General features: G+C 71.4%; 18 protein-coding genes and 3 tRNA genes. 10 read left to right on the plus strand and 11 right to left on the minus strand.

The features are described 5' to 3' along the window. A partial coding sequence (locus VIM26_RS23340; RefSeq protein WP_331955725.1) for a DUF4277 domain-containing protein occupies nt 1–499 on the minus strand: 499 nt, incomplete at its 3' end. Between the two features lie 88 nt (nt 500–587). On the opposite strand from VIM26_RS23340, the gene VIM26_RS23345 reads away from it, so the two are divergent. After that, nucleotides 588–926: a DUF6788 family protein gene (locus VIM26_RS23345; RefSeq protein WP_331955726.1), complete on the plus strand. Its 339-nt coding sequence runs from the start codon at nt 588–590 to the stop codon at nt 924–926. Nucleotides 927–999: 73 nt separating this feature from the next. Here the strand turns inward: VIM26_RS23345 and VIM26_RS23350 are convergent, their stop codons facing one another. Further along, nucleotides 1,000–1,896 (minus strand): DUF2599 domain-containing protein, encoded by an 897-nt coding sequence (locus tag VIM26_RS23350; protein WP_331955727.1) that lies wholly within the window; start codon nt 1,894–1,896, stop codon nt 1,000–1,002. Nucleotides 1,897–2,371: 475 nt separating this feature from the next. Next, nucleotides 2,372–2,454 (minus strand) — tRNA-Leu (locus VIM26_RS23355). 226 nt (nt 2,455–2,680) lie between these two features. Between VIM26_RS23355 and VIM26_RS23360 the strand changes: the two genes are divergently transcribed. From VIM26_RS23360 to pknB, 7 genes are read left to right on the plus strand one after another with little or no spacing between them, the layout of a single operon-like run. After that, complete coding sequence (locus tag VIM26_RS23360) at nt 2,681–3,403, plus strand: DUF3662 and FHA domain-containing protein (RefSeq protein ID WP_331955728.1); 723 nt, start codon at nt 2,681–2,683, stop codon at nt 3,401–3,403. A gap of 9 nt (nt 3,404–3,412) precedes the next feature. Further along, entirely contained in the window at nt 3,413–3,919 is a 507-nt protein-coding gene (locus VIM26_RS23365; protein ID WP_331955729.1) for an FHA domain-containing protein FhaB/FipA, read from the plus strand. Nucleotides 3,920–3,936: 17 nt separating this feature from the next. Continuing rightward, nucleotides 3,937–5,274 carry a Stp1/IreP family PP2C-type Ser/Thr phosphatase gene (locus VIM26_RS23370; RefSeq protein ID WP_331955730.1) on the plus strand — a complete coding sequence of 446 codons (1,338 nt, stop codon included), beginning with the start codon at nt 3,937–3,939 and terminating at the stop codon, nt 5,272–5,274. Continuing rightward, nucleotides 5,274–6,704 carry an FtsW/RodA/SpoVE family cell cycle protein gene (locus VIM26_RS23375; RefSeq protein WP_331955731.1) on the plus strand — a complete coding sequence of 477 codons (1,431 nt, stop codon included), beginning with the start codon at nt 5,274–5,276 and terminating at the stop codon, nt 6,702–6,704. The genes VIM26_RS23370 and VIM26_RS23375 overlap by 1 nt, the downstream gene beginning before the upstream one ends. Then, nucleotides 6,701–8,149: a peptidoglycan D,D-transpeptidase FtsI family protein gene (locus VIM26_RS23380; RefSeq protein WP_331955732.1), complete on the plus strand. Its 1,449-nt coding sequence runs from the start codon at nt 6,701–6,703 to the stop codon at nt 8,147–8,149. Before VIM26_RS23375 ends, VIM26_RS23380 begins: the two co-directional genes overlap by 4 nt. Beyond that, nucleotides 8,146–9,534, plus strand: coding sequence for a serine/threonine-protein kinase (locus VIM26_RS23385; protein ID WP_331955733.1), 1,389 nt, complete (start codon nt 8,146–8,148; stop codon nt 9,532–9,534). The genes VIM26_RS23380 and VIM26_RS23385 overlap by 4 nt, the downstream gene beginning before the upstream one ends. Next, nucleotides 9,534–11,510 (plus strand): Stk1 family PASTA domain-containing Ser/Thr kinase, encoded by a 1,977-nt coding sequence (gene pknB / locus VIM26_RS23390; RefSeq protein ID WP_331955734.1) that lies wholly within the window; start codon nt 9,534–9,536, stop codon nt 11,508–11,510. The genes VIM26_RS23385 and pknB overlap by 1 nt, the downstream gene beginning before the upstream one ends. 294 nt (nt 11,511–11,804) lie before the next feature. Here the strand turns inward: pknB and VIM26_RS23395 are convergent, their stop codons facing one another. The 3 genes from VIM26_RS23395 to VIM26_RS23405 all read right to left on the minus strand — a co-directional run bounded on the left by VIM26_RS23395 (nt 11,805) and on the right by VIM26_RS23405 (nt 14,197). Beyond that, the gene (locus VIM26_RS23395; protein ID WP_331955735.1) at nt 11,805–12,440 is read right to left on the minus strand and encodes an aminodeoxychorismate/anthranilate synthase component II; all 636 of its coding nucleotides are present in this window, start codon (nt 12,438–12,440) and stop codon (nt 11,805–11,807) included. 159 nt (nt 12,441–12,599) lie between these two features. Then, entirely contained in the window at nt 12,600–13,391 is a 792-nt protein-coding gene (locus tag VIM26_RS23400) for a class E sortase (RefSeq protein ID WP_331955736.1), read from the minus strand. Then, entirely contained in the window at nt 13,388–14,197 is an 810-nt protein-coding gene (locus VIM26_RS23405) for a DUF881 domain-containing protein (protein WP_331955737.1), read from the minus strand. The genes VIM26_RS23400 and VIM26_RS23405 overlap by 4 nt, the downstream gene beginning before the upstream one ends. 99 nt (nt 14,198–14,296) lie before the next feature. Between VIM26_RS23405 and VIM26_RS23410 the strand changes: the two genes are divergently transcribed. Further along, a complete protein-coding gene (locus VIM26_RS23410; RefSeq protein WP_331955738.1) occupies nt 14,297–14,542 on the plus strand; it encodes a cell division protein CrgA in 246 nt (81 codons plus the stop codon). 115 nt (nt 14,543–14,657) lie between these two features. Here the strand turns inward: VIM26_RS23410 and VIM26_RS23415 are convergent, their stop codons facing one another. Together VIM26_RS23415 and VIM26_RS23420 are read right to left on the minus strand one after the other, a co-directional pair. Continuing rightward, nucleotides 14,658–15,362: a rhomboid family intramembrane serine protease gene (locus VIM26_RS23415; protein ID WP_331955739.1), complete on the minus strand. Its 705-nt coding sequence runs from the start codon at nt 15,360–15,362 to the stop codon at nt 14,658–14,660. 205 nt (nt 15,363–15,567) lie between these two features. After that, a complete protein-coding gene (locus VIM26_RS23420; protein WP_331955740.1) occupies nt 15,568–16,107 on the minus strand; it encodes a peptidylprolyl isomerase in 540 nt (179 codons plus the stop codon). Nucleotides 16,108–16,271: 164 nt separating this feature from the next. Between VIM26_RS23420 and VIM26_RS23425 the strand changes: the two genes are divergently transcribed. Next, nucleotides 16,272–17,258 carry a hypothetical protein gene (locus tag VIM26_RS23425; RefSeq protein ID WP_331955741.1) on the plus strand — a complete coding sequence of 329 codons (987 nt, stop codon included), beginning with the start codon at nt 16,272–16,274 and terminating at the stop codon, nt 17,256–17,258. Nucleotides 17,259–17,453: 195 nt separating this feature from the next. On the opposite strand, the gene VIM26_RS23430 is transcribed toward VIM26_RS23425, so the two are convergent. From VIM26_RS23430 to VIM26_RS23440, 3 genes are all read right to left on the minus strand, one after another. Beyond that, a tRNA-Ala gene (locus VIM26_RS23430) sits at nt 17,454–17,524 on the minus strand. Nucleotides 17,525–17,555: 31 nt separating this feature from the next. Beyond that, a complete protein-coding gene (locus tag VIM26_RS23435; protein ID WP_331955742.1) occupies nt 17,556–17,675 on the minus strand; it encodes a DLW-39 family protein in 120 nt (39 codons plus the stop codon). Between the two features lie 29 nt (nt 17,676–17,704). Continuing rightward, nucleotides 17,705–17,778: transfer RNA gene (locus tag VIM26_RS23440), tRNA-Ile, on the minus strand. Nucleotides 17,779–17,851: the final 73 nt, after the last annotated feature.

Raw genomic sequence — 17,851 nt, forward strand, 5'->3', positions numbered from 1 at the left:
GGTCCTTGGAGTGGCCAGGGGTGATCACCGCCGGGGTGGGCTCGTCGCCGCTGGTGCCGGTGGCGCCGGCGTAGTTCCCGTGCAGGGTGATGCTGGTGCTGTCGTTGTGCAGTTGGGTGGTGTCCACGGCGAACTCTTTGATCGCGCGGAGCACGACCGCGGTCGCCAGGGACGCCCGGTCCGCATAGAACAGCTCTTCGAGCACCCGCCCGACCCGGTCGTCGTTGACCGCCCCGACCTGAGCGGGTGACAGGCCAAGCAGGGCCGGGTCGTAGCGAGCGGCCCACTCGCCCAGGGCGTAGAGCGGCTCGCGGCCCAGGACCAGGTTGGTCACCACGAGCCGGACCGCCGCGGCGCCCGGCAGCTTCACCCGGGGGTCGCCGGTGCCCAGCGCGGCGGTGAGGAGAGCGGGAAGGGTCAGGCGGTCCAGGATGCGGTTGACGATCGGCAGGGCGCCGACCTGGGCGGAGACCAGCTGGCAGTCCTGCACCTGGTTCATGAGAACCCTTCCTCCTGTTGACGGCGTCCGTCTCCCACACTATCCTTCGATTGTCAACCGGAGGACGCGACGCGCCGAAAGGACTCCCATGCCCTCGCCCCCAGCCCCAGACGTAGCCCCAGACGTAGCGGGTCTCGCCGCCGAGCTCGACAAGACCCGCTACGCACTGCCCGGCACCCTCTCCCGGCGTTTCATGCGCTGCGGAAAGGCGAACTGCCGATGCAAAGCCGACCCGCCCGCCCTGCACGGGCCCTACTTCCACTGGACCCGGACCATCGCGGGGAAAACCGTCAGCCGAACCCTGAGCGCCGACCAGGCCGCCCGCTACCAACCCTGGTTCGACAACGCCCGCCAGTTCCGCGAACGCCTCAGCGACCTCGAGACCCGATCACTCCACGCGTTCGACGAAGCCGAAAGACCCGACTAAACCCGCCAACTTCGACCCCAGCGATGTGCGGAACGTGCGCTATAGGACGTCAACGCTCGGACGTTGCGGGGGGCTACGGGTTGCAGCCCGCGGCGAGCATGGTGAGCGAGTCGACCTTGGGGCGCCACGGCTCGAGGTTCCAGCTGGCCTTGTCGGGTGCGCCCAGCGCGTGGCACAGCATCTGGTCGTGCATCGTCGCCAGGTCGGCCGCCGGCTCGGCGGCGACGAGCGCAGACCACAGCGCGTCCTGAGCCGCGAGCCCACCCGTCCGCACCCACGGCGCCGGCACGACGGCGAGCGACCGCCCGCCTTCCTGGGTGGTCCAGTGCTCCCTGACCAGCGGGTCCGCACCGAACACGAGAGTCGCCGTGCCTGCCGGTCCGGCGTCGACGAGCAGGTCGGCCAGCCCGGGGTCGCCCTTGCGGACGGCCAGCTCGGCGTCCCGGCGCACCCCTGCGCCGCCGACGACCCCAGCGCGGGTCAACGCCCCGACGACCGCCCCCGAGCCCCCGAGCACCGCGGCCGACCCGTCCGACCGGGCCTCGAACTGAAGGCCCGCGGGAGCGGCGAACACCGCGGCGACCTCGCGCGACGGCGTGCCGGTGGTGGACGCGGGTACCGCGACGACCCCGAGCGACACCGCCGCCGACCCGTCGCCCTGCGCCGTGACGGTGACCGGCGGGGTGAATGCGGCGACCGTGAGCGTGACTTTCCCCGAGTGCGCGGGCGTGCCCGCGGTCCGGGCCGTCCCGGCGAGCTTCACCGGATCCGCGACCGGTGCCGGGCTCGGAGACGGGGTGAGCGTCGACGCCGAGGATCCGCCACCCGGTGTGAGCCCGGAGCCCCCGCCACCCAGGAACGAGCAGGCGGCAAGTCCGCTCACGAGCGCCACGCACAGCACGCCGCGGGCGAGCCGGCCCGCCGGAACGGTGCACCCGAACAGGCCGATCCGGGGTGGTCGCGAGGTCACTTCCGCACCGTAACCTGCGGCACCCGTCGACAGATGCCTCCATTCCGGGCGAACTCTCGGCTCTCCTGACACTTCCGTGGGTCGTTGAGAGCGGCACTGATGTGTTTTCGCGGACACAATGAGGTGCCTCGCGACGGCGCTGAGGTCCCGTAGCGTGCGGATTGGGGTTTGCCGACTCGGTTCGCCGATCTCACGCGACTTCGTCGGTCCAGCCAGTGTCCGAGATCGCCGGCCAGTCCGCCTGGTCGACCTCAGTGCAGCGCTCTGTGCAGCGCTCTGTGCAGCGAAAGTGCACCAAAACGTCTCATTCACTGCACTCTGGCTGCACAGAGGGCTGCACTGAGCCCGCCCACTCGCCGGATTGAACACCGGCCGGGCATCGACCCCCGCCGAACGCGAAAACTCCCGGCCAGGTGACCCTGACCGGGAGCTTCGGTGGTTCTCGAGTGCGTTCCACGTGGAACGACTCGCACTGTGCGCGAGGGGGGACTTGAACCCCCACGCCCTTTCGGACACTGGCACCTGAAGCCAGCGCGTCTGCCATTCCGCCACTCGCGCGCGCCGGAGAAACTTAACACGACGAGGGGGTCGTTCCCCACGTCCGGGTCCTGCCGCGGCCTCCCGGAGGCACGGCTGCGTCACATCGACAGGTCCGCGGCACCGCTCACAGCCTCGCGTGGCACCGCAGATTGTTACGATCGGCAACAATGGGGCGCCAGTCCCACGCCTGACCCTGCCTGCGCAGGAGGCGACGAACGCACGACGACGACGCAAGGAGGTGGCCATGGGCATCCTCGACAGGTTCGAACAGGGCGTGGAGCGCGCGGTCAACACCGCCTTTGCCAAGGCGTTCAAGAGCGAGGTCAAGCCGGTCGAGCTCGCGAGCGCGCTGCGGCGCGAGGTCGACGACCGCGCCGCCGTCGTGGACCGGGAACGCACCGTCGTCCCCAACGCCTTCACCATCGAACTCTCCCCCGCGGACTACAAGCAGATCATCGACTGGGGCGCGGAGCCGCTCGCGGATGAGCTCGCGGCCAACGTCACCGAGCACGCCTCGGCGCAGCGCTACGCGTTCGTCGGTCCGGTCACGGTGACCTTCACCGAGCACGAGGACCTCGAGACCGGCCGGTTCCGGGTCCGCAGCGCGACAGTCCGGGGCGCCGTCGCGCCCGCCGCCGCGACCGCGGCGCCCAGCACGCGCCACCCGCTGGTCGACATCGACGGCCAGCGCTACCTGCTCACCGGTCCGGTCACGGTCATCGGCCGCGGCTCCGAGGCGGACATCATCGTGGACGACCCGGGCGTCTCCCGGCGCCACATCGAGATCCGGGTCACCAAGGACGGCGTCGTCGCCGCCGACCTGGGCTCGACCAACGGCCTGTTCGTCGAGGGCCACCAGGTACCCGCGGCCACCCTGCTGGACGGCAACACCCTGACCATCGGCCGGACCAGGATCCTGTTCTGGACTGGAGCCGACTCCGACGCCGAGGACGAGGACGACCAGTGACGGAGCCGCATGAGTGAGCTGGCAGTCACCCTGCTCCGGCTGGGGTACCTCGTCCTGCTGTGGCTCTTCGTCCTCTCCGCCATCGGCGTGCTGCGCCGCGACGTGTACGGGACCAAGATCACGGCCCGCGGCCAGAAGGCGACCGGCCGCAAGGCGCCCAAGGCCGCGGCGAGCGGCGCGGCCGCGCCCGCAGTGCCCGCCGCCACGCCGGCCCCGCGCCGCGACACCCCCACCCGCCTGGTGGTCACCGAGGGTCCGCTGCGCGGCACGACCCTGCCGCTGACGACGTCCGCGATCCTGATCGGCCGCGCGCCGTCGTGCACGCTCGTGCTCGACGACGACTACTCCTCCTCGCGGCACGCCCGGATCTTCCCGCAGTGCGGGCAGTGGTTCGTGGAGGACCTCGGGAGCACCAACGGCACGTTCCTGGGCACGGTCCGGGTCGAGAAGCCCACCCCCGTCCTGCCCGGCGCGCACGTGCGCATCGGGCAGAGCGTCGTCGAGCTGCAGAAGTAGGGGCGGGAGAGCGAACCGTGACCATCGCCCTGCGGTACTCCGCCAGGTCCGACGTCGGCCTGATGCGCGCCAACAACCAGGACTCCGCCTACGCGGGCCCGCACCTGCTCGTCGTCGCCGACGGCATGGGCGGGCACGCGGGCGGCGACGTCGCGTCCTCGGTCGCGGTCGCGACGCTGGCCCCGCTCGACGACGAGGCGCACGGCCCCGACGACGCCCTGGAGCAGCTCGACCGTGCGCTGCACGCCGCGCAGGAGGAGCTGCTCGCCCGCGCGACCGCGGATCCCGAGCTCGCGGGCCTGGGCACGACCGTCACCGCCCTGCTGCGGGCTGGCAGCAAGCTCGCGATGGCCCACATCGGCGACTCTCGCGCCTACCTGCTGCGCGACGGCGAGATGACGCAGATCACGACCGATCACACGTTCGTGCAGTACCTGGTCAACACGGGCAAGATCACCGCCGAGGAGGCCGAGCACCACCCGCAGCGCTCGGTCGTGATGCGCGTGCTCGGCGACTTCGACATGGAGATCGTGCCCGACCTGTCGGTCCGCGAGGCCCGCGCCGGGGACCGCTGGCTGCTGTGCTCCGACGGGCTCTCGGGCGTGGTGAGCGCGGACACTCTCGCCGAGACCCTGCGCGGCGTCCCGAACGTCGAGGAGTGCACCGAGCGGCTCATCCAGCTCGCGCTGCGCGCCGGCGGGCCGGACAACATCACGGTGATCGTCGCCGACGTCGTCGACCTGGACACCCTGCCCGACGGCGCCGCGCCCGGCACCGCGTCGGCCATCGTCGGGTCGGCGGCCACGTCGCGGAACCGGCGCAGCGCGGCCGCGGACGGCCCGGCGGCCCGGGCCGCGACCCTGACGATGAGCGCGCCGTCGGACGACGCGAGCGCCGTGGAGGCAGCGGAGGACGACGCGGAGGACGACGACGCCCGGGCCGGTCGCCGGCGCCGCCGCGTGGTGACGCTCGTCGGCATGCTCGTGCTGCTCGCCGCGATCGGCGTCGGCGGGCTCGCGGCGTACCGGTGGACCCAGACCCAGTACTACGTCGGGGTCACCGAAGGGGACGTCGCGATCTATCGCGGGATCCCGCAGACCGTCGGCCCGCTCGCCCTGTCCACGGTCGTGGAGAAGACCTCGCTGGTGGCCCAGGACCTGCCCGGCTTCGTCCGGACCCGGCTCGACCAGGCGATCCCCGCGACCTCGCTCGGCGACGCGCGCTCGAGGGTGGCCCGGCTCGTCGAGGACAACAACAAGGCCAACCCCACACCGACCCCCACCCCGGCGAAGACGCCGGTCCCCGCGAAGACGCCCGTGCCCGCGAAGACCCCGACGACTGTGAAACCCGCCTGATGGCGACGATCACGCCCCATCGCGTGCGCCCCGGCCGGAACGTCGAGCTCGGGCTGCTCGGGCTCGCGCTCGCGCTGGGCGTGGCCGCGTACGCGCTGGTCGGCCTGAACGTCGAGGGCAAGCTGCCCGCCAACATCTACGGCTACAGCGCCGGGATGGTCGTGATCGGCCTCGGGCTGCACGTCGTGCTGCGGTTCCGCGCGCCCTACGCCGACCAGGTGATCCTGCCGGTGGCCATCGCGCTGAACGGCATCGGGCTCGCGATGATCTACCGGATCGACCTCGCGCACGCCGCCCGCGGCAACCCGACCGCGTTCGCGACCAAGCAGCTCGGCTGGACCGCGATCGGCGTGACCCTGGCGGCCGTGGTGCTGATCCTGCTGCGTGACCACCGCACGTTGCGGCGCTACACGTACACCGCGATGGTCGCCGGCCTCGCGCTCACCGTGCTGCCGCTGGTGCCCGGGCTGGGCACCACGATCAACGGCGCCCGGATCTGGGTCCACCTCGGCAGCCAGTCCCTGCAGCCCGCGGAGTTCGCGAAGATCGCCCTCGCGATCTTTTTCGCCGGGTACCTCGTGACCAACCGGGACACCCTCGCCCTGGCCGGGCCCCGGGTGCTCGGGCTCCAGCTGCCGCGCCCGCGCGACTTCGGCCCGATCATCCTGGTGTGGACCGGTTCGCTCGCGGTGCTCGTCTTCGAGCAGGACCTCGGCACGTCGCTGCTGTTCTTCGGGCTGTTCGTCGCGATGCTCTACCTGGCGACCGAGCGGACCAGCTGGATCGTGCTGGGCATGGTGCTGTTCGTCGGCGGCACGGTCCTCGCCGCGACGGCGATCTCCCATGTCGGAGCGCGTTTCGACGCCTGGCTGTACGCGTTCGACAACGACGTGTTCAACCGGACCTTCGGCGGCTCCGGGCAGCTGGTGCGCGGCCTGTTCGGGATGGCCAGCGGCGGGCTGTTCGGCACCGGCTGGGGGGCAGGGCGGCCCGACCTGGTGCCGTACGCCGAGTCGGACTTCATCGTCGCGTCCCTCGGCGAGGAGCTGGGCCTGACCGGCCTGCTCGCGATCCTGGTCGCCTACCTCGTGCTCACCGAGCGCGGCCTGCGCACCGCGATCGGCGTGCGGGACGGCTTCGGCAAGCTGCTCGCCGGCGGCCTGGCGTTCGTGGTCGCCTTCCAGTGCTTCGTCGTCGTCGGAGGCGTGACGCGGCTGATCCCGCTGACCGGCCTGACCATGCCGTTCATGGCGTACGGCGGCTCGTCCCTGCTCGCGAACTGGGTGATCGTCGCGCTGCTGCTGCGGATCTCGGACAGCGCGCGGCGCCCGGCGCCACCGGTGTTCACCGGCTTCGTCGAGCCACCGACAACGACCGCCGACCATCAGAAGACCGAGATCCTCAGCGGACTGAAGGAGGCCCGCGGATGAACACCCCCTTGCGCCGGATCGCCGTCGTCGTCTGCGTGATGTTCCTGTCCCTGATGGGCGCCGCGACCTGGGTGCAGTTCGTGCAGGCGCCCAAGCTCAACGCCGACTCGCGCAACGTGCGCACCCTGTACCGGGAGTTCAACAACTCCCGCGGCCCGATCATCGTCGGCGGGGACCCGATCGCCTCCTCCAAGCCGGTCGACGACGCGTTCAAGTACCTGCGGACCTACTCGGGCGGCCCGCTCTACGCGCCCGTGACCGGCTTCTACTCGACCGTCTTCGGCCGGACCGGGATCGAGCGGGCGTCGAACGACTACCTGACCGGCTCCGCGGACTCGCTGTTCCTGACCCGGATCCAGGACCTGTTCACCGGCCGCCAGCCGCAGGGGTCCTCGGTCGAGCTCACGATCAACCCCAAGATGCAGCAGGCCGCGTGGGACGCCCTCGGCGACCAGCGCGGTGCGGTCGTGGCCCTGGACCCGAGCACGGGGGCCATCCTCGCGATGGTCTCCAAGCCGAGCTTCGACCCGAACCTCGCCGCCGGCCACAACACGGCCCAGGTCAACAAGGCGTACCGCGCGCTCGACGCCGACCCGGCGAACCCGATGCTCAACCGGGCGGTTTCCCAGACGTACCCCCCGGGGTCCACGTTCAAGCTGATCGATTCCGCCGCGGCGCTCGAGGCCGGCATGACGCCCTCCTCCCAGCTCCCCGCGCCGCGCAGCCTCGCGCTGCCCGGCTCGAGCGCGCGGGTCGGGAACTTCGGCGGCGAGTCGTGCGGACCGGGCAAGACCGTCTCGCTCGCGGATGCCCTGCGGGTCTCGTGCAACACCGCGTTCGCGCAGCTCGGGATGGACCTCGGGGCGAACAAGCTGCGCGCCCAGGCCGAGGCGTTCGGCTTCGACCAGGACCTCTCGGTCCCTCTGAAGGTGGCCGTCAGCCAGTTCCCGGCGACGCTGGACACCCCCCAGACGGCGCTCTCGTCCATCGGTCAGTACGAGGTGCGGGCGACCCCGCTGCAGATGGCGATGGTGTCCGCGGCGATCGCGAACGGCGGCACCGAGATGAAGCCGTACCTGGTGCAGACCGTGCGCGACCCCGACCTCGACGTCGTCGACGAGGCCTCTCCGGAGAAGTTCGGAGAGCCCATCTCGAAGAAGACCGCCGCGGCACTGCGGGACATGATGATCGGCGTCGTGCAGAACGGCACCGGCGGGTCCGCGCAGATCCCGGGGGTCCAGGTCGCCGGCAAGACCGGCACCGCTCAGACCACGTCCGACGCCCCGCCGCACACCTGGTTCACCGCGTTCGCACCCGCCAGCCAGCCCAAGGTCGCCGTCGCGGTCATCGTCGAGCACGGCGGGACCATGGGCAACGAGGCGACCGGAGGGCGGGTCGCGGCGCCGATCGCGCGCGCGGTCATCGAGGCGGCGCTGAACCGATGAAGCCGCTGCAGGGCATGGCTCTCGGCGACCGGTACCGGCTGGACCGGCGGATCGCCATCGGCGGCATGGGGGAGGTCTGGGCGGGGCACGACATCGCCCTGGCTCGCGACGTCGCGGTGAAGGTGCTGCGCGAGGAGTTCGCGGGGGACTCGGGCTTCCTGGAGCGGTTCCGCACCGAGGCGCGCAACTCGGCGTCGCTGTGGCACCCGAACATCGCGCAGCCGTACGACTACGGCGAGCAGGAGGGCTCCGCCTACCTCGTCATGGAGCTCGTCATCGGCGAGCCGATGAGCGACCTGCTCGAGCGCGAGCGCACGCTGTCGGCGGAGCGGCTGCTGCCGATCCTCGCGCAGACCGCGCGCGCGCTGGACGCGGCGCACGCGGCCGGCGTCGTGCACCGCGACGTGAAGCCCGGCAACATCCTGCTGGGCCCAGGCGGGCAGGTGAAGATCACCGACTTCGGCGTGTCCACGGCCGTGAACCAGGCGCCGATGACCGCGACCGGGATGGTGATGGGCACCGCGCAGTACCTGTCCCCGGAGCAGGCCGTCGGCCACCCGGCGACCGGATCCTCCGACCTGTACTCCCTCGGGATCGTCGCGTACGAGTCGCTCGTCGGGCACCGCCCGTTCACCGGCCCGACGGCGGTCGACATCGCGGTCGCGCACGTGAACGACCCCGTGCCGCCGCTGCCCGACTTCGTCGATCCCGCGCTCGCCGCCCTCGTCGTGCGCCTGCTGTCCAAGGAGGCGGAGGACCGGCCGACGACGGCGGGCGCCCTCGCGGACCTCTTCGACGAGCTGATCGCCGACGGAGCGCCCCCGGCGCCACTGGTCGTCGGGCCGGTTCCCGGGTCGGTTGTCGAGCCGGTTCCCGGGTCGGCGCCGGTCCCGTTCACGTCCGGCGTGCCGGTGTCCGGCACCCCGCTCAACGCCACGGCCGCACCCGTTCCGCCGGCCGCGCCGGTGCCCCTGACCGGGGTGCCGGCCTTCCCGCCGGCGTCCGATACCACCGGGGCGCAGGCGGGCACGCCGCCGTCGTACCCACCGCGACGCGAGCTGCGCACAGGGGCCGCACCGGGCGACGAGCGCGCCCCGCGGACCGCCGCGACGCGCACCTCGACCACCACCGGCAAGCGTCTGGGACGGCTGACCTGGCCCATGCTGGCGCTGCTGCTCCTCGTCGTGGCGCTCTTGGGGGCCGCGCTGGCGGATACCCTGATGGGGTCGGGGCGGGCGGATTCTTCCCCCGCAGAGACCACCACGGGCCTGATTCTGGCCGGTGGAGCGCCTGAACCCGCCGATTTCGGTGGGATGATCTCCGAACGCGCGCCGACCGGACAAACGGTCGGTGCGTTTACAACGACAGCTAAGGCGGACGCGTAGTGGCGGACGACGCACCCCGGATCCTCGCCAACAGGTACGAAGTTGGCGACCTCATCGGGCGCGGTGGCATGGCCGAGGTCCACATCGGCCACGACACCCGCCTGGGGCGGACCGTGGCGATCAAGATCCTGCGCTCCGACCTCGCACGTGACCCGTCCTTCCAGGCCCGGTTCCGCCGCGAGGCGCAGGCCTCCGCCTCACTGAACCACCCCTCGATCGTCGCCGTGTACGACACCGGCGAGGACATCACCTACGAGTCGACCGGCGTGAGCTCGACCGCCCCGTTCATCGTCATGGAGTACGTCGAGGGCCACACCGTCCGCGACATCCTGCGGGACGGCCAGGCCGTGCCGATCGAGGAGGCCGTGGAGATCACCGCGGGCGTCCTGTCGGCGCTCGGGTACTCCCACCACGCCGGCATCGTGCACCGCGACATCAAGCCCGCGAACGTGATGCTCACGCCGACCGGCGCGGTCAAGGTGATGGACTTCGGCATCGCCCGGGCCATCGCGGACTCCGCCGCGACGATGACCCAGACGCAGGCCGTCATCGGCACCGCGCAGTACCTCTCCCCGGAGCAGGCGCGCGGCGAGCAGGTCGACGCCCGCAGCGACCTGTACTCCACCGGCTGCCTGCTCTTCGAGCTGCTCACCGGGCGGCCGCCGTTCACCGGCGACTCCCCCGTCGCCGTCGCCTACCAGCACGTGCGCGAGCCGGCGCCGACGCCGAGCTCGCTCGCGTCCGACGTGCCCGAGTCCCTCGACCGGATCACGCTCAAGGCGCTCGCCAAGGAGCGCGACTCGCGGTACACCACCGCGGCCGAGTTCCGCGCGGACCTGGATGCCGCGATGCGCGGCGGGCAGATCACCGCCCCCGCCGTCGGGGTCCTCGCGGCCGCCGCGGTCTCGGAGTCCTCCGCCGCCCAGGCCACGCAGGTGCTGGCCCCGATCACGTCGCCGACGTCGGTCGTCCCGGCCGGGTCGCGCGCCCTGGGCTCGGTCGCGCCGCCGACGTCGAGCACCGCGACCCCGCACCGCGCGGACGAGCCGCCGAACCGTCGCGTACTGCTCTGGACGCTCATCGTGATCGCGGTCCTCGCGGTCGCGGGGATCGCGGGGTTGCTCTACGCCAACGCCCACAAGACCCCGCCGGCGCCCACCACGGTCTCGGTTCCCGACCTGACGAACCGCACGTACCCTGCCGCGATCGCGGCACTCGAAAAACTCAAGCTGACGCCCGAGCGGCAGGTCGAGCCGAGCGCGACCGTTGCGGTCAACTCCGTCACCAAGACCGACCCCGCCGCCGGCAAGAAGGTCGACATCGGTGGGACCGTGCAGGTGTTCGTCTCCTCGGGCCCTGCCCAGGTCACCGTCCCGGATGTCGCCGGACAGACCCAGGACCAGGCTCGCGCAGCGCTCAAGTCCGCCGGTCTGGTGGCCGGTGACGTCAAGACGGAGGACGTGCCGGCCACCAAGGACATCGTCACCAAGACCGAGCCCGCGGGGAAGTCCGCGGTTGCCGAGGGCAGCTCGGTGAGCATCTTCGTCGCCTCTGGTTCGGTCGAGCTGCCCGACCTCACCGGCAAGTCGAAGACGGAGGCTCTGGCGACCCTGGCCAAGCTCAAGCTGAACTCCAACACCAGCGCCGTCGAGAGCCCGGACGAGGCCCCCGACACGGTCCTGGCGCAGGACCGCAGCCCGGGTCTCGTGCCGCAGGGGACCACGATCAACCTCAACGTCGCGATCGCCCCGACCACCGTGAAGATCCCCGACGATCTCGTCGGCAAGACCTACGCCGCGGCTGAGGCCGAGCTCAAGACGCTGGGTCTGGTCGCCGCCCGCTCGGACGCCGCGAGCGACAAGCCGGCCGAAGAGGTGCTCTCCTCGAACCCGAACAAGGGCACCCCGGTAGCCGTCGGCTCCACGGTCACCCTCACGACCTCCGGCGGCCCAACCTTCACCCCCCCAGCCGCCTGACCCCCCTCCGCCGAGGTAGGGCCGTCCAAGGCTCTACTTCGGCGCTGGTACTACGTCGCCCGGGGGCCGGGTCCGCCCCCAGGATCCGGCGATGAGTGCCAGAGCAACGCGAGAGGCGAGACGTTGTCGTCCGAGCGCCCGAAACACGACAACAACGGCTCTCCTGACCGATCCGTGGGTCATTTTCGGCGGGCTGAGGTCGACTGACCCACGGAAGTGTCAGGAGAGCCACGACAACTCGCATCTCGCGGCGCAGCGGCACCTGGCGGATCACCTAAAGGCCGGGGTGCATGGTCAGGTGCGGACCAGGGGGTGCAGGGATTTGCTGCGGGGGATGGCGGTTTCGTCGCCGCAGATTGCTAGCCAGTTGGCCAGGAGGCGGTGGCCACCTTCGGTCAGGACGCTCTCGGGGTGGAACTGCACGCCGTGCAGGGGCAGCGTCTTGTGCTGCAGGCCCATGATGACGGGGCCGTTCGCGGTCGACACGTGCGCGGTGACCTCGAGCTCGTCGGACACCGTCCCGGACAGGACCGTGAGCGAGTGGTAGCGCGTCGCGGTGAACGGCACCGGCAGCCCGGCGAGCACGCCCGCGCCGTAGTGCTCGATCCGGCTCGTCTTGCCGTGCATCAGCTCCGGGGCGTGCGCGACCGTCCCGCCGTAGACCTCACCGAGCGCCTGGTGCCCGAGGCACACGCCCAGCATCGGGGTACCCGACGCCGCGCAGTCGCGGATGACCTGCATGCTCGCGCCCGCGTCGGCCGGTGCGCCCGGGCCGGGCGAGATCAGCACGCCGTCGTACCCGGCACGCTCGGCGAGCGGCGGGACGGCGTCGTTGCGCACGACGACGGTCTCGGCGCCCAGCTGGGCCAGGTAACCCACGATCGTGTAGACGAAGGAGTCGTAGTTGTCGATCACCAGGATCCGGGTCATGGAATCACCCCACAGTCGTGTTGTTGAACGGCATCAGCGGCGCGACGGCCGGGAACACCCAGAGAAAACAGGCGGCGAGGACGGCGAGCGCCGCGATGCCCAGCAGGATCACGCGCACCCACCTCGGTCCGGGCAGATGCCGCCACAGCCACCCGTACATCATGCGCCCCCGGAGATCTCGGCCGGCGCGGCGTCCGCGGCCGGCGCCCAGTAGTCCAGCACACCGTGCACGATGAACCGTTGTCGCGCGGAGAACATCGGGTGGCACGTCGTGAGCGTGATCGACCGTTTCGTCGGCACCCCGCCGGGCTTCCCGGGCACCGGGTCGATGACCTGGACGTCGCCCGGACGGACGATCTCGGTGCTGGTGACCCGGTAGACGAACCAGTTGTCCTTCGTGCGCACGACGAGCGGGTCGCCGACCACGAGCTCGGCGATCCGGTTGAACGGCTTGCCGTAGGTCGTGCGGTGCCCGGAGATGGCGAAGTTGCCCATCCCGCCCGGCATCGCGGTGCCGACGTAGTGGCCGATCCCCTTCGGGTCGAGCACCCCGACCCGGTCGACGCCCTGGCTCACCGGCCGCACGTAGTCCTTGCCCCACCGCGGCACGAAGAGCGTGGCGAACGTCACCGCGTGGCCCGGTTCCGCCATCACCGGCGGGGCGTCGTGCCGCGGCGTCGCGGACGACGGAGTCGGCGACGGCGCGCCGTCCGGCACCGGCATCGGGCTCGGCGTCCAGTGCAGGTCCGCGACGATCTGCGCCTGTGCGCGGTCCCCCTGGACGTCGGTCCACCACAGCTGCCAGACGATGAAGGCCAGCAGCAGGACGCCGAGCGTGATCATGAGCTCGCCGAGGACGCCGGTCGCGCCGAGCGCGACCTGCCGCGAACGTGCGCCCCGCGAACTGTTCACCGGCGCCGCGCGATCGCCGCGCGTCGGCGCAGCGGTCACGGTTGATCCAGGTCGGTCGACGTCGGGGCAGCCGCGCCGGCCTTGGCGGCGGACGGGAAGACCTTCGTCCCCTTGGGCACCTTCGCGAAGTGCAGCTCGGTTCCGCTCTCGGCGCCCGGCAGCTTGAGGGTGTCGCTCGTCGTCACCGACCAGCCGAGCCCGACGGCCCGGACCCAGCCGAGGTACCTCAGGATGCCCGGAGAGCGGTACAGCGCGGCCCGTAGGGCCTTCGGGTCACCGATCACCCGCACCTCGTACGGGGGCGAGTACAGCCGGCCGCCGAGCGAGAGCACGTTGCCCACGCAGCGGAAGGCGGTCGTCGAGGTCACCCGCTGATCCTGCAGCACCATCGCCTCGGCGCCACCCGCCCACAGGGCGTTGATGACTTCCTGCACGTCCTGCTGGTGCACGACCAGGTCGTCCGGGCCGACGCCGTCGCGCAGCGGGGTGTCCGGCGGCGCGTCGGTCAGCTGCACCGTGATGCCCTGACCGGTGACGGCCCCGCTGCCGGCGACGATCGCGATGTCCCGCACCTGGCCGGGGTCGCCGGTGTCGATCGCGGCGGACTGCTTGGTGGTGAGCCTGTCGACCTGCGCCCGCAGGTGGCCGACCTGGCTGCTGAGCGAACCGACCCGGTCGGACTCGACCTTCGCCAGCTCGCTCAGGTCCTGCGGGTGGCGCTCGTCCTGATCCTTGGCCAGGCGCGCGTTCGCCGTGAACATCAGCCCCGCGAGGGCCAGCACCAGACCGGCCGACGCCGTCCCACGGAGCCGGCGCAACGACGTGCGACGCGTATGGTCGGTCACCTGCGCTCCTACCCCTTTGACGAACGGCACTACGCTAGTTCACGAGCGGCGGGCTGATCTCGTTTCAGCCCTGGATGCCGCAGACAGGAGCCAGCCGAAGTGCCCGAGTCGAGTCCGCGGAAAAAGCCCGCGTACATACCACCGCCCGCCAAGGCGACCCCGCAGACGAACCCCGGCTGGCTCGTCCCGGTCATGCTCTCGCTCATGATCCTGGGACTCGTCTGGATCGTCGTCACGTACATCACGCAGTCCAAGCTGCCGATCCCCGGGCTCGGGCAGTGGAACCTGGCGGTCGGTTTCGTGCTGATCATCACCGGTTTCGGTCTGACCACCCGCTGGCGCTGACGCTCGTCCGCGCGGCCGGCCGTCCCCAGTTCTGTACTTTTCTGTGGATAACTACACGGTTGTAGTTCCACAGTTGTGAGTAAGTCTGGGGACAACTCGGTCATCCCCCGACGGGTCACACCGTCGCGTACTTGGCCAGCGCCAGGACGACCAGCAGGACGGCCATGCCGACCGTCGCGGCGACCGCGAGGACACCGCGCCGTTCGCGCGGCGCGTAGGCGAAGGCTGCTCCGACGGCCAGCCCGGTGACCAGCCCGCCGAGGTGCGCCTGCCAGGCGATGTTCGGCACCATGAACCCGATCACGGCGTTGATGCCGATGAACACCAGGATCTGGCGCGCGTCGCGACCCAGGCGCCGCAGCACCACGAGGATCGCCCCGAACAGACCGAAGACCGCGCCGGAGGCGCCGACGACGCCCGACACCCACGCGACGTCCGTCTGCGTGACGATCGGGGAGGCGAGCAGCAGCACGCCGACCGAGCCGCCGACGGCGGACAGCAGGTACAGGGCCGCGAACCGCCAGCGACCCAGGGCGCCCTCGAGGTACGGGCCGACCAGCCACAGCGCGTACATGTTGAACGCGATGTGCAGCGGGCTGGTGGAGTGCAGGAACGCCGCGGAGATGAACCTGATCGGCTCGATCTCGCCGGCGGCGGGGGAGAAGGCCCAGCGCTGGGTCCAGTCCGGCAGCATCAGCTGCGCGAGATAGCTCGCGACGCACAGGCCGATGATCGTGAGCGTGACGACCGGACGCCCGCCCCGCACGCGCCCCCCGAGCACCGTCCGGGTGGCCGGCAGCGCGCGGGCTGCCTCGCGCACGCAGTCGACGCAATGGATGCCGACGGCGGCGGGGCGCTGGCACTCCGGACACGCAGGCCGCCCGCACCGCTGGCAACGCACGTACGACACCCGGTCGGGATGACGCGGGCATACCGGCGGCTGGTCGGACAGCGGCGCCCCCACGGGAAGGTCAGTTGTCATCGGGCAGGTGACATCGAGTCCGTGGGGGCGGCGGGCGAGGTTCTCAGTCCTCGACCGTGACCGAGTTGATGACGATGTCCTCGACCGGACGGTCGCCCGGACGCGTCGTCGTCGCGGCGATCTCGTCGACGACCTTGCGGCTCGCGTCGTCGGCGACCTTGCCGAAGATCGTGTGCTTGCCGGTGAGCCACGCGGTCGGCGCGACCGAGATGAAGAACTGCGAGCCGTTGGTGCCGCCGGCCTTGCCCGTGACCGGGTCGCGGCGCTGGCCGGAGTTGGCCATCGCGAGCAGGTAAGGCTCGGTGAAGGCGAGCTCGGGGTGGATCTCGTCGTCGAAGGAGTAGCCCGGGCCGCCGGTGCCGGTCCCGAGCGGGTCCCCGCCCTGGATCATGAAGCCCTCGATGACGCGGTGGAAGATCACGCCGTCGTACAGGGGCTCGGTCCGCTCCGCGCCCGTGCGCGGGTCAGTCCAGACCTTGGTGCCCTGCGCCAGGCCGGCGAAGTTCGCCACCGTCTTGGGCGCGTGGTTCGGATAGAGCTCGAAGCGGATGTCACCGGCTGTGGTGTGCAGAGTCGCGTACATGGGTCCATTGTTCCACGCCCGGTCCCGCCCGGTTCCCTGCGACGTACGCCATGCGTCCCCCTGCGCGAACTCGGTTCCGGATGCCGGTGGCACCACGCGCGTGAGCCGTGGGTGGCAGAGTGGGGTTCTCGAATGCACGTTCCGCCGACCACCTGGGAGTGGACATGTTCGACCGGATCCGCCGTTCCGCCGCCTCGACCGCCGGGAGCGTCGACACCTCCCGGCTCAAGAGCCGGGTCGGTACCTCATTCACCGATGCCGGCGAGAACGCCGGCCAGACCGCCGCCCACCTCGCCGAGCAGGCCAAGGAGGCCGCCGTGCTCGCTCGCGCCGTGGCGACCGAGGCCGCCGCCGGCGCGAAGGAGGCCGCGGGCCTCGCCAAGGACTGGACCGCCCCGAGGCTCGAGGCCACCATCGACTGGCTGGCCCCACGCCTCGAGCACGCGTGGCAGGAGGGCGTGAAGGCAGCCGCCCCCAAGGTTGAGGCGGTCGCCGAGAAGGCCGCCCCGGTGCTCGACACCGCGCACGACAAGCTCGTCGACGAGCTGCTCCCCCGGATCGTCGCGGCCGTGAACGACGCCGCGGAGCGCGCCGGGGCCGCCATCGAGCGTGCCGCGGACAGCGCCGCCGAGGCCCCGGCAGCGGTCGCCGCCGCGGCGGCTGCGGTCAGCGCCACCAAGAAGAACAAGCACACCGGCGCGAAGATCTTCTGGATCTTCGCCGCCCTCGCCGCGGCCGCGGGCGCCTTCGCGGCCTGGCGCCGCACGCAGCCGACGACCGACCCGTGGGCGGACCCGTGGGAGCCCGTGGGAACCCCCGTGAGCGAGGGTGGGCACGACCCCCGGCACGAGATGCAGGAGAAGGTCGGTTCCGCGGCCGAGGCGGTCGGCGAGGTTGCCGGCGCGACAGTCGCCATGAGCCGGGAGGCCTCGAAGAAGGCCGCCGACCGGGTCGCGGAGGTCCGCGAGGACGTCACCGAGCGGATGGCCGAGGCACGCGAGGCGACCCGCAAGGCGACCAGCCGCCGCAGGTCGGCGCCGAACACCTCCGAGGGCGACGACGACGCCTCGAGCGAGGACGGGGCACCGACGGACGAAGCGGCCGACGCCGATGAGTCGGTGTCCGACCAGTCGGACCAGACGGCGCCCTGACCTCACAAGGCACCTGTTCGCCCCCTGCGGGGGACGATCTGTACCAGGCCGGGTTTGTCGGTCCCAGCGCGCGGTGGAGCCCGCGTACGGACCAGCAGCCCGGCCTGGTGTTTTCTTGCGCCCGACGGCTGTCCACCCAGCCGGAATACAAGAAAGCCCAGGTCACAGACGGGGTCTCTGACCTGGGCAACCGAGTGGAGCGACGGGGAATCGAACCCCGATTTGAGCCTTGCAAAGGCCCTGTTCTACCGTTGAACTACCGCCCCGCGAAACGTGAGTGGAGCTACCTCTGCCAGCTCACTCGAAGGTGTCGGTGACCTCGGCCCAGAGATCCCGCTCGTCGCGGTCCTCGTCGAGCCGTCGCCACACCAGATATCCAGCCGTGGCGGCACCGAGAAGCAGAAGCAACTTCTTCATCGAATCCCCCAGTGTCGCGTTCGTTGAAGTGGGCCTAAGAGGACTTGAACCTCTGACCTCTTCCTTATCAGGGAAGCGCTCTAACCGTCTGAGCTATAGGCCCGCACTCGTAATCCCGCCGGTGGTACCCGGGGCGCCGAAAGACTACCCCAGCCGGGCCGCGCCGCCCAATTCCT

Source organism: Pengzhenrongella sp., from assembly GCF_036565025.1.
Taxonomy (GTDB): domain Bacteria; phylum Actinomycetota; class Actinomycetes; order Actinomycetales; family Cellulomonadaceae; genus Pengzhenrongella.

Bases quoted from the DNA above. Each gene is read 5' to 3' on its own strand.
- VIM26_RS23345 (WP_331955726.1), top strand. From the start codon at position 588: ATGCCCTCGCCCCCAGCCCCAGACGTAGCCCCAGACGTAGCGGGTCTC.
- VIM26_RS23360 (WP_331955728.1), top strand. From the start codon at position 2,681: ATGGGCATCCTCGACAGGTTCGAACAGGGCGTGGAGCGCGCGGTCAAC.
- VIM26_RS23365 (WP_331955729.1), top strand. From the start codon at position 3,413: ATGAGTGAGCTGGCAGTCACCCTGCTCCGGCTGGGGTACCTCGTCCTG.
- VIM26_RS23375 (WP_331955731.1), top strand. From the start codon at position 5,274: ATGGCGACGATCACGCCCCATCGCGTGCGCCCCGGCCGGAACGTCGAG.
- VIM26_RS23380 (WP_331955732.1), top strand. From the start codon at position 6,701: ATGAACACCCCCTTGCGCCGGATCGCCGTCGTCGTCTGCGTGATGTTC.
- VIM26_RS23385 (WP_331955733.1), top strand. From the start codon at position 8,146: ATGAAGCCGCTGCAGGGCATGGCTCTCGGCGACCGGTACCGGCTGGAC.
- VIM26_RS23395 (WP_331955735.1), bottom strand. From the start codon at position 12,440: ATGACCCGGATCCTGGTGATCGACAACTACGACTCCTTCGTCTACACG.
- VIM26_RS23420 (WP_331955740.1), bottom strand. From the start codon at position 16,107: ATGTACGCGACTCTGCACACCACAGCCGGTGACATCCGCTTCGAGCTC.
- VIM26_RS23425 (WP_331955741.1), top strand. From the start codon at position 16,272: ATGTTCGACCGGATCCGCCGTTCCGCCGCCTCGACCGCCGGGAGCGTC.
- VIM26_RS23435 (WP_331955742.1), bottom strand. From the start codon at position 17,675: ATGAAGAAGTTGCTTCTGCTTCTCGGTGCCGCCACGGCTGGATATCTG.